The organism is uncultured Ruminococcus sp. (assembly GCA_902785355.1).
GTDB lineage: Bacteria > Bacillota > Clostridia > Oscillospirales > Acutalibacteraceae > Ruminococcoides.
Genome location: CACZYF010000023.1, coordinates 27,274 through 41,551, shown reverse-complemented (window position 1 = coordinate 41,551; position 14,278 = coordinate 27,274). Strand labels below are relative to the sequence as shown.

Here is a 14,278-nt window from a genome sequence, read left to right as displayed (position 1 = left end):
CTCCTTAATTTGTCGAAATCTGTTTATAGTATAGCGACTTTCGGTGCAAAGGTCAAGCGAAACAGGAATATAATTAACAACAAAACGGGTGCGGATGTCCCGCCCTTCACCATTCACCGTTCTCTATTCACCGTTCACCGAAAATCTCCGATTTTCCTTTACCACGGATCATCCTCGTCGGATTCGGGGTTATCCTCGCCCTCGGGGGACTCATCGGGTGAGCCGAGCAGGTTATTGCGTTCGAGCCAGTCGTTGTAGGTCATCAGCACTTCGCGGGGCTTAGACCCTTGGTGCGGTCCGACGATGCCCATCTGCTCCATATCGTCGATCATTCTGCCCGCTCTCGCATAGCCGACCTTGAGGCGTCGCTGGAGCATGGAGGTGGACGCCTGTCCGCTCTCGATGACGAACTTGATCGCGTCCTCCATCATGGAGTCGACCTCGGGCGCGTTGCCGGGCGTCACGCCGCTGTCCTTACCGCCCTTGCCGGTGTTCAGCTCCTCGGCGGCGATCTTGCGGATCTTGTCCTCGATCTCCTTGTTATACTCGGCGGTGTGCGACTTCTTGATGAAGGCGGTCACGCGCTCGATCTCATCATCACGGGTGAAGCAGCACTGCACGCGGATGGGCTTCGGCGCGCCGACGGGCGAATACAGCAGGTCGCCGCGGCCGATCAGCTTCTCGGCGCCGCCGGCGTCGAGGATGGTACGCGAGTCGATCTGGGACGATACGCGCAGGGCGATTCGCGAGGGGATGTTCGCCTTGATCAGACCGGTGATGACGTTGACGGTGGGTCGCTGGGTCGCGAGGATCAGGTGCATGCCCGCGGCACGCGCCATCTGCGCCAAGCGGCAGATGCTCTCCTCCACCTCGGCGGGAGCCGCCATCATCAGGTCGGCGAGCTCGTCGATCGCGATGACGACGCGGCACATGTGCTCGGTCGGCACCTTCAAGCCCTCGACCTCCAGACACGGCTGTTCCTCCGCCTCGGGGTCATAATCGGGCAGGAGCTTCTGCCCCTCGATATAGGCAAGGTTCTTGTCGATCAGCTCATTATAGCTGTCGATGCCCTTGCAGTCATATTCGGCAAAGATACGGTATCGCGAGAGCATCTCGGAGACCGCCCAGTTCAGGGCGCCCGCCGCCTTCTTCGCGTCGGAGACGACCGGAACGAGCAGATGCGGGATACCTTTATACTTAGAGAACTCGACCATCTTCGGGTCGACCAGGAGCAGCTTGACCTCGTCGGGAGTCGCCTTGAAGAGGATCGACATCAACAGCGCGTTCACGCAGACGGACTTACCGGAGCCGGTGGTACCGGCGATCAGCAGGTGAGGCATCTTCGCAAGGTCGGTACAGATGATCTCGCCGGAGATATCGCGTCCGAGCACGCAGTTGAGCTTGGATTTATTGTTTCTGAAATCGTCGGTCTCGATCAGCTCGCGGAGCGTTACCATCGAGGTGACCTTGTTCGGTACCTCGATACCGACAGCCGCCTTACCGGGGATCGGCGCCTCGATACGCACGCCGGTAGCAGCGAGGTTGAGGGCGATATCGTCGGAAAGGTTGGTGATCTTGCTGATCTTCACACCCGGCGCGGGCTGCAGCTCATAGCGGGTGACGGACGGACCGCGGCAGATATTGACGATGTTCACCTTGACGCCGAAGCTGTTCAGGGTATCGACCAGCTTGGTGGCGTTGTTCTGCATCTCCATATAGGCGCTGTCGCTCTCGGAATCGGCGGGCGGCTGGAGCAGCTTTGTCGGCGGATAGACGTAAGCCTCCTTCTCCTCCTGCTGCTCGGCGCTGCGCTTGACCTCGGCGCGCATATTGCGGGTCTCGGATTTCAGATCGAATTTCTCTTCCTCGAAATCATCGTCCAGATCGACCTCCACCGTCTCGGGATCGGGCTGCTTCGCGCCCTTCGTCATACGGCGGGAGTTCTTCTTATCTGAGATCTCCTTCGCAACGTCGGAAGCGGACATACCGTCATCCGTTACGTTACCCACTCCCGCGTTCGCGTTCTTGATGATATTCAGGATATCCTGTTGGCTCTGTTCCTCGAACACCTCGCTGTCATCCTTGACGCGGGGCTTTTTATCGGGCTTGTCCAGCGGGATATCGATCCGCGTTCTGCCGTCGCGGCGGGGCGCGTCATAACGGGTATGGGACGAGGGTTCGCGTACAGGCGCCTGCGAAAGCTCGGGATAATCCTGTTCGGGCTGTTCCCGACGGGCAAGCGCCTCCTGTTCTTCGCGTTCCTCACGGATACGGCGGCGTTCCTCGGCACGCTCGCGATGGTGCTCGCGGATACGCTGCTGCTGCTCGCGGGTCTTGCGGTAGCCCTTCTTCGCGACGTTGGCGACATCGATCAGCGTTACGCCGAACAGCACCATGAACGCGACGATCAGCACGATGACCGTGATGATCACGGCGGGGGCAGTAGTCAGGAACGCGCGCATCGGATAGCCGAGCACCGCGCCCAGCAGACCGCAGAGGCTCTTGAGCGTGAAGGAGCCGGCGTAAGCCGCTCCCAGCGCCGCGGGATAGGTGTTGCCCTCGTTATAATCGACCGCGCCCTGCAGATAGATCAGCGTGCAGATCATCACCACGACAACGACGGATAACGCGATCTTGGCGCCCTTATGTGCCATCTGCTTTTCCTTCGCCGTCATAATTCCCATATAGAAAAATACCATCGGGACAAGGATCGAGCAGAAGCCGAAGATGCCGAAAACGAACGAGCGGATATCATGCCAGAGGTTGCCGCCGGGGATCAGCACGAGCGCCAGCAGCACCGCGCCGACCGCGCACAGCAGGATCGCCTTGATCTGGGGATTCAGTCCGCGGCGCGGCTCGGGCGCCTGAGCGCGCCTGCCCTTTGCGGCGGGACTCGGTTTCTTTGTATTTTTGGTGTTCTTGGTGTTTGATTTGCCTTTCGTATTCTTGGCAGCCAAACGATCACTCCTCTTCCTGAGTTTTGGTTTCTGTAAAGCCGCCCTTTGGTAAAGGGCGGGAGACCGCGATCAGCGGTGGAGGGATTGTATCATTGTTTGAGCAAAGCGAGTATCAAATACTATAATACTTGCAGATATTGCAGCGGTTTTATATCGGCGCGCCCGAGAACAGGTTCACGCCGGTGTTCATCTCGATCACGCTGATCACGACGACCGCGATACCGATGATCGCGGTGTACAGGATGAACACGATCATCTTATCGGTCTTGAGCAACCACTTGAACAGGGCGATCGAAAGATAGCCCACGACCGCCGCGACCACCATGCCGACGATGATCGGGAGAAGGTTCGCGGTGATCGCCTCGGTACCGCCTTCAAGCGCCTCTTTACCCTCGAGCAGCGCCGCCGCTACGATCGCGGGCGTACCGAGGATAAAGGTATAGTCGAGCGCCGTCTGCTTATTCAGCCCGCGCATCTGACCCGCCGCGAGGGTCGAGCCGGAGCGGGACAGACCCGGCAGGGTAGCAAAGCACTGGGTCACGCCGATCACCAGCGCGTCGACAACGTTCAGACCGGTTCTGCCGGCTTCGCCGTTCTTCGCGTGGCGCATCGGGACGTCGCTGCGCGAGCAGCGGTTGCCGATGAACAGCAGAAGCGAGGTCAGCAAGAGGCAGATACCGACCACGATGAAGTACTTCGGGGTATTGAAGCTCTCGACAAAGTCCTTGAGCTTCATGCCCGTACCCGGGACAGGCACGAACAGAAGCACCAGCGGCAAAAGTCCGATGATGACCATGATCACCATGCGCTTGTCGTCGGAGAGGGTCTTCCACTTGAATTTACCGGTGAAAATATCGCCGATCATCGATAAAAACGCCTTGATCAGCCGCCAGATCAGCTTGTGATAGAAGGCGACAACCGCCACCAGCGTACCGATGTGCAGCATCACGTTGAAGAAGAGGTTGCCTCCCTCTAAGTCAAGCCCGAGCACATGCTGGGTGATGGCGAGATGACCGCTGCTGGATACGGGCAGGAACTCGGTCAGACCCTGCACGATACCCTGGATGATCGCTTCCCAAATCGTCATATGTATTCGCTCCTTTTCAGATATAAGGTATAGCAATAGTATTTCATGATAGAGTATAACACTATATGGCGGATTCTTCAAGAAGAAAAATGATTATTTTTCTATATTGTCAAATTAAATATATGAGAGTAGTGTATTCTTAATGTATATAGAAACTGTTTTTCGGAGGAAAAATGAGTACGAACGGAATTTACGGCGTGATCATCGCAGTGCTGATTCTGCTGTCGGCGTTCTTCTCTTGTGTAGAGACCGCCTTCTCGAGCGCGAACACCATCCGCCTTAAATCGCTGATCGATAACGGCAACCGTCGGGCGAAGAACGCGCTGTGGGTCTGCGACAACTTTGACAAGGCGCTGACCGCTATCCTGATCGGCAATAACGTGGTGAATCTCGGGTGCTCGTCTCTGGCGACCATCCTGTGCCTGAATATCTTCAAGAACTACGGCGCCGCGATCGCGACCGGCGCGACGACCCTTCTGGTACTGATCTTCGGCGAGGTCATCCCGAAGTGTCTCGGCCGCGAGATGAGCGATGGCATCGTGCTGCATACGGGGCTGATCCTGAAGGTACTGACCTATGTGCTGCTGCCGCTGGTATATTTCTTTACAGGAATCAAAACCGTCTTCATGAAGCTCGCCCATATCAAGAGGGACTCCCCCTCCGTCACCGAGGACGAGCTCAAATACATCATCGAGAGCATCGAGGAGGAGGGCATCCTTGAGGAACAGGAGAGCGAGCTGGTACAGAGCGCGCTGGAATTCGATGAAAAGACCGCTCAGGAGATCCTGACCCCCCGCGTCGACGTCACGGTCATCGACATCGACGACAGCGTCGAGGAGATCCACGACCTGATCATCAAGGAGCGCTACTCGCGCATCCCCGTCTATGAAAACGAGATCGACAACATCATCGGTATCCTACACACCCGCGACTACCTCGAAAAGGCGATCGACGGCGAGGTGGATATCCGCTCCATGCTGACCCCCGCCCACTTCATCTACAAGAACCTCAAGCTCTCCGATATCCTCAACGACTTCCGCGCCAACAAGCTGCATATCGCCATCGTCACCGACGAATACGGCGGGATGCTGGGCATCGTGACGATGGAGGACCTGCTCGAAGAGATCGTCGGCGATATCTGGGACGAGGACGAGGACGAGGAACACACCTGCACCAAGCTCGGCGAGGACAAGTATCTGGTATCGGGCGATATGGAGCTCGACGAGCTGCTGGAGCTCTTCGAGATGAAGCGCGACGAGGATATCGAGAGCAACTCGGTAGGCGGCTTCATCGTCGAGCAGTTCGGCGACATCCCCATCCGCGGCCAGCGCATCCGCTACGAAGACCTGATCTTCACCGTCAAGCGCGTCAGAAACCGCCGTATCATCTCGGCACTCGCGGAAAAGAAATAACAGCATTTTCCGCGTATTTATCCACGATATATGCGGGATTTCTTCTATGATCACACATAACAGGAGCAATCATGACCTTTATCGAAGCGAAGCAGGCATACATGGAAAAGCGAAAGGAAGAGCGCGACCGCATCTCACTCGCCTTAAAGAACGCGGGCTTTGAGAACAGAAAAGCCGCCGCAGGCTCCGAGCGTTACGGCGCAGCGCTCGACGGCGAACCGTACGATCTGCGCAACTGGCAGTACATCGAAGGCGTGTTCGACAATATCCGCGTGCATATCTCGCTGCAAACCTTTGACAGAGACAGCAAGACGGGTAACATCCACGTCCTCTACGACAGGATCGGTCTGTATTATTATCGGAACGAGCTTTCCGATCCGTGCCGCGTCGTCATCCGGGGCGTCGATAAAACCACGGTCGCGAACGACTACGTCCTGATGATGAAGCCGACGAGGTTCGAGCTGCCGCTGACCGATGAGGCGATCGGCGAGCTGGTCGACATGATCAAGGAGGATATCAAAACGATTAAGGCTTCCCGTCAGGCGAATTATGAGAATCTCGCGATCGGTAATTAACGAAAAAAACGGCTGTCAATCCGACAGCCGTAATTCTTTTAATTCTAATTCAGAAATTTGAATGTCATTATCCTCGAGCGGCATTTCCGTGCAGAGGGACAGACAGCAGTCGCCGAGCCTTGTCGTAAAGAGCTGACCGCTCAGCGACTCAGCGGTGGTATCGAAGGCGGTCAGGTCGGTTGCTATCCCCTCCCCCGTCATCTTGAGCACCGCTTCCTTCCGCGTCCAGATCTCACAGAAGGCGACCGGCGGATCATCCGCACCGTGTACATACGCCCGCTCGGCGGGATGGTAGAAGCGGTCGGCGATCTTCAGCCGATCCTCCGGCGGTATCTGCTCGACGTCGAGGCCGACCGCACAGTCGCCGACAGCGATCGCGACGAGCTCTCCGCTGTGCGATACAGAGAAGTTCACGCCGTCACACAGCGGCTTGCCGTGCTCGCCGCAGCGCAGGGGCGCGCCGCCCGTGACGCGGCGGATCAGCAGACCCGCAAGCAGCGAACGCAGCTTATCCTCTTCAAAGCGATAGCGCATGATCTTCTCCTGCCGCTCAGGGGGCAGAAGCGGGAGATATTCCGTTAACATACCGAAGGTCAAGCCCCCGGTCGTGACATAAGCGATCTTCATAGCGACTCCGAATAATTTTGATACATCCATCATACAACAAACTGCGCTAAGTTGCAAATACTTATTTACAAAACGCGGGCGGGATGGTATGATGAAAGAAAAGGAGGAATGAACATGAGTATATTTGACAGTCTGAATCAGCCCGCTGCACCCGCTCCCGCAGCAAAGCCCGAGGAAGGCAGCTTCACCTTTACATTTGAACGCCTGCCCGAGAGCGTACAGGAGCTGAAAGCCCTGCCCGAAGCGGCGCTCGACACGCCCTACAAGACCGCCGCGCTGACCGTATGCGCGCTGTGCGCCTACGCCGCCGCTCCCGCGATCGGTACCGAGATGCTGAACTTTCTCAAGGGACCCGCTCCCCTCTCGCCCTATGAGATCAGCTTTCTCAACGACCGCTTCCGTGACTCAAAGCTCGTGCCGTTCTCCTACTTCAAGGGAGCTGTGCCCGAAAACAGCTACTCGCCCGACAAGCCCTTCACCCTGACCGTTTTCTCGAATCCGTATTCGTTCCAAAACGAGGGCCGGGCGACCCTGCACCTGACCTCCGGCGGCGCCGATTCGCCCCGTCAGATCAAGCTGAGATTGAAGCCGAGCGAGGGCAAATGGTACCTCAGCGAGCAGATGATCCTCGTCGGTATCCGCCCGCCGAAGTCCGCCGACCCGTGGGCATAACCCGATTAGGATTATCGCGGAGCTTGTGCTCCTCGCAATGACGTTTTAATCGGTTGAGATTGCCGCGGGCGCAGCCCTCGCAATGACGATTTATACAAACAGCAACGGCAGCCGGGATTCCGACTGCCGTTTCCTTTTCTCTATTCACTTTTCAAAAACTTATACGCCGAGATACCCAGGGCGATCGCGGAGGTCACGCCCAGCGCGATGATACCCGCCGTCTTTCGCACGAAGGGGACGTTATAGTCCAGCGTAGCGTAGGAGGGGTTGATCTTGTAACGCAAGAGCGGCGTCAGCAGCGCGCGCTGCTCAGGCAAAATATCCTTCCTGAGCTTCGGCTCGGTACACAGCTCCATCGTAAAGCGGTTTTCGGTTTCATACGGGAGCCACTCGAGCCCCTCGACGGAGGGGTCGCCGGTGCGGGCGAAGCTCGTCCACATCTCCATCACCGTGCGGCAGAGCTTCTCGTCCCCGCGCTCACCGGTGTAGATGGTCTCGTCAAGATTACCGAATACATACGCAAGCTCAACCGCGTGACATGCGTCGCAGAAGGAGTTCGTCGACGGCTGCGTCCAGTAGTACATAAACGCTTTACCGCCGTTCTTCGCGTGTTCCGAAGCCTGCTTCACGGCGGGCAGGCGGAACATCATCTCATCGTAGAACTCCGACATAGCCCAGATGCTGTGGCTCTTCTGACCCTTCTGCAGCTTCATAAAGAGATCAACGCGCCGTTTTGCGACGCGGCTGAGGGTCCTGTAATCATTCTCAAACTTCACGGGAATGCTGAAACGGTACGGCACAATGCCGCCGATCTCGCTGACCCAGTAGTTCATCTCGTCGGCGTTGGTTCCGATCAGCATATCCACATCGGCGGTTGTGCCGTTCTCATACGGCGTATAAGGATCCTCGGGGATCAGCCTGCCGTCGCGCTGCGGATAGTTGTTATAGATATTCAGCTTTTCATTCAGGGAGCGGAGCTGACTTTCGGTCAGCGCGCTCAACATCTTCATCGATCGGATTCCGCTCTCCTTCATCAAGCGACGGGTGAACTCCCTGCACTCCTTCTTCGAGAAGGTCAGCGCCACGGAGCCGCTCTCGGCGATCACGCGGCGAAACAGTCCCTTCGCCTCGGGGATGAGCGGTAAAAGCGACACGCTGCCGCCTCCGGCTGACTCGCCGAAAATGGTCACGTTTCCGGGATCTCCGCCGAAGGAGCGGATGTTCCCGCGCACCCAGCGCAGCGCCTCGATCTGGTCGAGCAGTCCGAGGTTCGGCGCGTCGGGGTATTCCTCACCGCCGGCAAAGTAAGACAGGTCGACAAAGCCCATCAATCCCGTGCGGTAGGCGACGGTGACGAGCACGATATCGGGGTTGGCACGCACGAAGTTCGCGCCGTCATACAGCGGATCGGCAGTACCGCCCCAGCCGTAGGCGCCGCCGTGGAGGAACACCATGACGGTCTTGTCCTTCACGTCGCAGGCGCGGTTGACCCATACGTTCAGATACAGGCAGTCCTCGCCCTGCGGGTAATAGGACGCCTGTTCGGTGTGCCACTCGGTCTGGATGGGACTCTTGCCGTTAAAGTACGCCTCATAAACGCCGCTGTCGGGCTCGACGGGAGCGGGACGCTTCCAGCGCAGCCCGCCGACAGGCGGCTTTGCGAACGGGATCCCGCGGAAAACGGTAATGTCGCCGTCAGCCCTGCCGACAAAGGTGCCGTTGACACAGCGAGCAGCAAGCGCGGCGTCATATTCGCCCGTGATGGAGCGATTCACGCCGTAGGTACTGCGGACTCGCTCCCCGGGGGACATAGCAGCAGAATTATTTTTCTTCTGCGGCATTATCTTTTTCTCCTGAATCTGTGAATAAGTAAGTCGAGAATGTTGGTTTTCTCCATGATCTTATAATAGAGCTTTCCGAGGTTGACGTCCTCCTGAGATACCTGCGTAACCAGCGTACGCGCGACGCGGACGAAGAGATCGCGGAATCTCTCCATGCTGGAGTCTTCATACAGGCTTGCGGCATAGTCGATCATCAGCATGAGTCCGTCGGAGCCGTCGAGGATCTCCATATCGAGCACGGTCTGGGACGCCGCCTGGTTCTGGCGGATGTCGATCGACTCGACGTTCATCTCCTCGAGACCGCCCATATCGCGGATATCCTGCTGATACAGCAGATACGCCGCTTCGCCGAAGATGATCTGGTCGTTGAGGTCGACATAGGGGTAGCAGGAGTGCTCGATGCCCTTCTGCACCTGGTCATGCACCTCGGCATAAAGCTCGCGCAGGCTCATCTTCTCGTTCAGGTGTAAGCCGATCGGCAGATCGCGGAACATCAGACCGACGGTATTCATCATCTCCATGTTCTCGCGGCCGTTGTAGATCCACGAGAGCTTGATATCGCGCTTATCGTTATAGACCGCGATCGCAAGCGCCGCTACGGTGATGAAGAACTCGTTGCGGCTGATCTTGTACGTGCGCTCGACGGCGTTCATCTGTGCCTGCTCGATACCCAGATCGGCGAAAATCTCGCCCATCTCGTTATCGCGGGAATCGTGGTCGAAGTCGGGATGGCTCGACCACTCGACGCCCTCGAAGTGATCCTCGAAGTACTTCTTCGACTCCAGATAGAACGGATCGTTGACCTCGTTCTCACGGTTATGGAGCATCAGATAGTAGTAGTCGGTCTCGGGCATCATACCCATATATACCTTACCCACGTTACCCATGAACACCTTCAGCGAGGTGCCGTCAAAGAGCGTATGGTGGACGTCAAAGAATACATAGCCGTTCTTCTCGGTCTCGAATACACGGCAGCGATAGAGCTTGCCGCCGATGATCTTAAAGGGCTGTACCAGCGTATCCTTCAGGTTCTCGAACTCGAATTCGCTCATCTTCTCGACGTGGATATCCTCGAGGATCTCGGGCGTATAGCGCTGGATGATCTCGCCGTCCTTGTTGAAGTGGAAGGTCGTCAGCAGCGCGGGATGATGCCGGATAACGGTATGCATGGTCTCGGCGAGCTTCTGCATATCGAAGTTTTCCTTATCGATCCTGAGCATCGAGTACAGGTTGTACATGGTGGAGCGGGGGGTATAAAGCTGGTAGTCGACCATGTAGAGCTGTTCCACCGTGAGCGGATGGTCCTGCTTTAAGGAACGCTCGAGCTTTGCGTCATTCGACTCGCCGTCGTCGTTCGCGTGGGCTTCAAGATACAGCGCCGCGATCTTCTCGGGCGTTCTGCCGCGGAAGATCAAGCCTGCGTTCAGACCCGTCAGACCGCTCTCGGCGACCACGCGGATCGAGCCGAGGGAGTCGCCGCCCATCGTATAGAAATCGTCATGGATACCGACGCGGTCGACCTTGAGCACCGTCGCCATCGCCTGACAGAGCTTCTCCTCCTCCTCGGTGGTGGGAGCGACGTAATCGGTTCTGAGGTCTACGGTCTCGGGCTTCGGGAGCGCCTTGCGGTCCATCTTGCCGTTCTTCTTCAAAGGCACCTTGTCGATCTTGATGAAGTGAGCGGGGATCATGTAGTACGGCAGGCGCTTGGAGAGCTCCGCGCGCAGATGCTCCTCGTCGATCGTGATATCGGCGGTATAATACGCACACAGGTAGCTGGTGCCGTTCTCCTCAAAGCCGCGTGCAGCCGCCCAATTGATGCCGAGCACCTGCTTGACCGCCGCTTCGATCTCGGCGGGCTCGATACGGTTGCCGTTGATCTTGATCATATCGCCGGAGCGTCCGAGCAGAACATAGTTGCCGTCGTGCTCCATGCGGGCGAGGTCGCCGGTGTGGTAGACGCCATTGACAAACGCTTTCTCACTCTCCTCGGGGAGGTTGATATAGCCGCGGACGTAGGGATTCTCAAAGCACAGCTCGCCGATCTCGCCGTCCTGCGCCTCGGTACCGTCCTCGGTCAGCAGGGTGATCTTGGTGTCGATCTCGGGCTTGCCGATCGGGCAGGTCTCGTATGCCTTGTCGATCTTGAACACGCCGACGGCGAAGCCGCTCTCGGAGGCGGCGTAAATATTGATGAGGTCGAGATTCTTGTTATACAGGTTGTTCGCGGGCTCGCTGCCGACGAACAGCATTCTCAGGAAGGGACCCGTCTGGTTGCCCAGCATACGGACATAGGACGGAGTCAGGAAGGTGATGGTGATGCGCTTCTCGAGGAACATCGCCTTGAGCAGCAGCGGGTTCTTGATGGTCGCGTAGCTGACGACATACATCTTGGCGCAGCTGATGCTCAGCACCTCTAAGATAACGATAACCGAAGCGACGAAATTCATAGGCGCGAGGAGCGCGAGTCTGTCCTTACTCTTGAAGGGGTTTACGCCGTCCAGTCGGATGGACTCGATCGCACGGCTGAGGTTGCCGTACTCGTGCAGAACGCCCTTGGGGTTGCCGGTCGTACCGGAGGTATAGATCGCGTAAGCCGCGTCGTGAGGATCGGTCTCCTCGTGACCCGAGCGGGGTTCCCAATGCATGACCTCGTCCCAGTTATCCGCGTTCAGCTCCAGCTTACAGCCGCAGTCCTCGCGGATATAGGCGATACGATCCGGCGCATAGGTATCCTCTACCAGCGCCCAGGCGGCGCCGGCCTTCCATACGCCGATCATCGCAACGATCGGCAGCACGCCGCGAGGCAGGTCGATCAGGACGAAGTCCTCTTTACCGATGCCCTTATCCTTTAAATACGCATAGACCCTGCCGGTCATATCGTCGAGCATCGTATAAGTCAAGCCCTTGGTATGTGCGTCGTCGAACAGTATCGCGGCATTGGGATTTTCTTTCGTGTACTGTTCGAGCAGCTTGATGATATCTGTCATAGCGCTTACTCCACGGTCAATATATCAGCGAAACCGGTGATCTCAAAGATCTCGCCGACGATATCATTGACGTTGATGAGTTTCATCGAGCCCTGGGTGTTCATCTGCTTTTGCAGAGAGAGCAGCAGGCGCAGACCGGAGGACGAGATATAGTCGAGCTCCTTAAAGTCGAGCACGAGCTCGGTCACCTTATCGAGACCGTCCTTCAGCGCCTTCTCAGCCTCGGGAGTGGTCGCGGTATCCAGTCGTCCGCTGATCGCCGCGGTCAGCTTGGTTCCGTCTAAAGTTTTCTGTACAGTCATGTTAATCGCCTCTTTTTTTAATATTAGTTCATACAACATGAATCCATATTAATTATAGTTTTTACAGCGGAAAATGTCAATGCTTATCTGTGCATAATTGACAAATAACCGTACACAGGTTATAATATTTTTTATACTTGCTATGGAGGGAATACCATGAAAAAGATCCTTGCACTGACGCTCGCCGTCCTTATGATCCTGTCGCTCGCGTCCTGCGGCGAAAAGAAGGCTGAAACGCCGACCGAACCCGCCGCTCAGAAGAGCGAATACAAGCTCTCCGATCAGGTCGATGAAAAGTCCGTCGTAGACGGCGTAATGACCCTGATCGACGGGAAAGACCCGATCCTGAAGAAGTCCGCCGCCTCTTGGCTCGACACCTGCGTGCTGTACGAGGTCAACGTCCGCCAGTTCACCGAGGAAGGCACCTTCAAGGCATTTGAAGGTCACCTCGAGCGGCTGAAAGGCATGGGGATCAATACCCTGTGGTTCATGCCCATCCACCCCATCAGCGAGACCGGGCGCAAGGGCACTCTGGGCTCGTACTACGCGGTCAGCGACTATAAAGCCGTCAACCCCGAGTTCGGCACCATCGACGACTTCAAGCACCTCGTCGACAAGGCGCACGAGATGGGCTTCAAGGTGCTGCTCGACTGGGTCGCGAACCACACCGGCTGGGACAACAGCTGGCTCAAGGAGCATGAGGACTGGTACGTCCGCGACGAGAGCGGCAAGGTCGTCTCCCCCTTCGACTGGACGGACGTCGCAAAGCTCAATTACGATAATTACGATATGCGCGCCGAGATGATCCGCTGCATGCAGTACTGGGTCGAGGACGTCGGGATCGACGGCTACCGCTGCGACCACGCGATCGGCGTACCGAACAACTTCTGGAACGCGGCGGTCTATAAGCTGAAATCCATCAACAGCGAGATTATGATGCTCGCTGAGAACTCCGAGAACATCGGACTGACCGAATACGCCTTTGACAGCTGCTACAACGACGGCTTCTACAGCCACGCGGACACCATTCTCGGCGGCGTCGCCGTAAGCTCCATCAAGGACGCGATGGCGGGCAGTACCCAGTACGCCGCGGGCAGCTTCCCGATGAACTATCTGGATAACCACGACAAAAACTCCTACGAGGGCAGTATCGTCTACCGTCTGGAGAACGCCTACCCCGCCCTGCTCGCGCTGTCCTACATGGCGCCGGGCATCCCGCTGATCTACACCTCCGACGAAACGGCGTACGACCACGAGCTGGAGTTCTTTGAGAAGGACACGGTCAAGTGGGACGACGAGCCGGTCTACGCGCCGCTGATCACAGCGCTCTCGAAGCTGAAAACGGAGAACAAAGCCCTCGCCTCTACCTCCGCCGACATCACCTTCCACGAGCCCGACAACTCGAAGCTCTTCGCCTGCTCGCGCAGCGCCGACGACAGCGCCGTTTACTTCATCGGCAGTCTGTCGAAGGAAGCGATGACGGGCGTCACGGTCGACTGCGGCTTCGAGGAAGCGACCGTCGTCATGCACCATGACGGCGCCAAGCTCGACACGACCGAGACGAAAATGACGAAGGCGGACTTCGAGAAGAAGGACTACAAGCCCTTTGAGTTCTACATCCTCGTCGCGGAGAAATAAGGTTCACCGTCACGAAACAAAGCGAATAAAATCAAGCAAGGCTGTCGCATAAGCGGCAGCCTTCAGATTGTAGAAAAGCCTAAAAAGCCTTCCTTTGGGAAAGGAAGGTGCCTCCGCAAGGAGGCGGATGAATTGTATTGATTGTTTGAGCGAAGCGAGTCACATTCATTCACGTTG

At 57.1% G+C, this 14,278-nt stretch carries 10 protein-coding genes; 4 read left to right on the top strand and 6 right to left on the bottom strand.

The features are described from left to right. Positions 1-158: 158 nt before the first annotated feature. Positions 159-2,957, bottom strand: a complete 2,799-nt coding sequence (locus R2I50_RS06670) for a DNA translocase FtsK (protein ID WP_316608380.1) — start codon at positions 2,955-2,957, stop codon at positions 159-161. A gap of 148 nt (positions 2,958-3,105) precedes the next feature. Beyond that, positions 3,106-4,044 (bottom strand): undecaprenyl-diphosphate phosphatase, encoded by a 939-nt coding sequence (locus tag R2I50_RS06665; protein ID WP_316608379.1) that lies wholly within the window; start codon positions 4,042-4,044, stop codon positions 3,106-3,108. Positions 4,045-4,217: 173 nt separating this feature from the next. On the opposite strand from R2I50_RS06665, the gene R2I50_RS06660 reads away from it, so the two are divergent. Beyond that, positions 4,218-5,456, top strand: a complete 1,239-nt coding sequence (locus tag R2I50_RS06660; protein ID WP_316608378.1) for a hemolysin family protein — start codon at positions 4,218-4,220, stop codon at positions 5,454-5,456. A gap of 71 nt (positions 5,457-5,527) precedes the next feature. Next, entirely contained in the window at positions 5,528-6,031 is a 504-nt protein-coding gene (locus R2I50_RS06655; RefSeq protein WP_316608377.1) for a hypothetical protein, read from the top strand. 15 nt (positions 6,032-6,046) lie between these two features. On the opposite strand, the gene R2I50_RS06650 is transcribed toward R2I50_RS06655, so the two are convergent. Further along, positions 6,047-6,658 carry a 4'-phosphopantetheinyl transferase superfamily protein gene (locus R2I50_RS06650; RefSeq protein WP_316608376.1) on the bottom strand — a complete coding sequence of 204 codons (612 nt, stop codon included), beginning with the start codon at positions 6,656-6,658 and terminating at the stop codon, positions 6,047-6,049. Between the two features lie 114 nt (positions 6,659-6,772). Between R2I50_RS06650 and R2I50_RS06645 the strand changes: the two genes are divergently transcribed. Continuing rightward, the gene (locus R2I50_RS06645; RefSeq protein WP_316608375.1) at positions 6,773-7,330 is read left to right on the top strand and encodes a DUF6935 domain-containing protein; all 558 of its coding nucleotides are present in this window, start codon (positions 6,773-6,775) and stop codon (positions 7,328-7,330) included. A 140-nt stretch (positions 7,331-7,470) separates the two neighbouring features. Here R2I50_RS06645 and R2I50_RS06640 read toward each other — a convergent pair whose 3' ends face one another. Genes R2I50_RS06640 through R2I50_RS06630 form a run of 3 tightly spaced genes read right to left on the bottom strand, consistent with a single transcriptional unit; the run spans position 7,471 to position 12,463 of the window. Beyond that, positions 7,471-9,171, bottom strand: a complete 1,701-nt coding sequence (locus R2I50_RS06640) for a carboxylesterase family protein (RefSeq protein WP_316608374.1) — start codon at positions 9,169-9,171, stop codon at positions 7,471-7,473. Further along, entirely contained in the window at positions 9,171-12,161 is a 2,991-nt protein-coding gene (locus R2I50_RS06635) for an AMP-binding protein (RefSeq protein ID WP_316608373.1), read from the bottom strand. The genes R2I50_RS06640 and R2I50_RS06635 overlap by 1 nt, the downstream gene beginning before the upstream one ends. Positions 12,162-12,166: 5 nt before the next feature. Beyond that, entirely contained in the window at positions 12,167-12,463 is a 297-nt protein-coding gene (locus tag R2I50_RS06630; protein ID WP_316608372.1) for an STAS domain-containing protein, read from the bottom strand. A gap of 156 nt (positions 12,464-12,619) precedes the next feature. Here R2I50_RS06630 and R2I50_RS06625 point away from each other — a divergent pair, with 156 nt between their 5' ends. Then, positions 12,620-14,101 carry an alpha-amylase family glycosyl hydrolase gene (locus R2I50_RS06625; protein WP_316608371.1) on the top strand — a complete coding sequence of 494 codons (1,482 nt, stop codon included), beginning with the start codon at positions 12,620-12,622 and terminating at the stop codon, positions 14,099-14,101. Positions 14,102-14,278 lie beyond the last annotated feature (177 nt).

Bases quoted from the DNA above. Each gene is read 5' to 3' on its own strand.
- R2I50_RS06665 (WP_316608379.1), bottom strand. From the start codon at position 4,044: ATGACGATTTGGGAAGCGATCATCCAGGGTATCGTGCAGGGTCTGACC.
- R2I50_RS06660 (WP_316608378.1), top strand. From the start codon at position 4,218: ATGAGTACGAACGGAATTTACGGCGTGATCATCGCAGTGCTGATTCTG.
- R2I50_RS06655 (WP_316608377.1), top strand. From the start codon at position 5,528: ATGACCTTTATCGAAGCGAAGCAGGCATACATGGAAAAGCGAAAGGAA.
- R2I50_RS06650 (WP_316608376.1), bottom strand. From the start codon at position 6,658: ATGAAGATCGCTTATGTCACGACCGGGGGCTTGACCTTCGGTATGTTA.
- R2I50_RS06645 (WP_316608375.1), top strand. From the start codon at position 6,773: ATGAGTATATTTGACAGTCTGAATCAGCCCGCTGCACCCGCTCCCGCA.
- R2I50_RS06640 (WP_316608374.1), bottom strand. From the start codon at position 9,171: ATGCCGCAGAAGAAAAATAATTCTGCTGCTATGTCCCCCGGGGAGCGA.
- R2I50_RS06635 (WP_316608373.1), bottom strand. From the start codon at position 12,161: ATGACAGATATCATCAAGCTGCTCGAACAGTACACGAAAGAAAATCCC.
- R2I50_RS06630 (WP_316608372.1), bottom strand. From the start codon at position 12,463: ATGACTGTACAGAAAACTTTAGACGGAACCAAGCTGACCGCGGCGATC.
- R2I50_RS06625 (WP_316608371.1), top strand. From the start codon at position 12,620: ATGAAAAAGATCCTTGCACTGACGCTCGCCGTCCTTATGATCCTGTCG.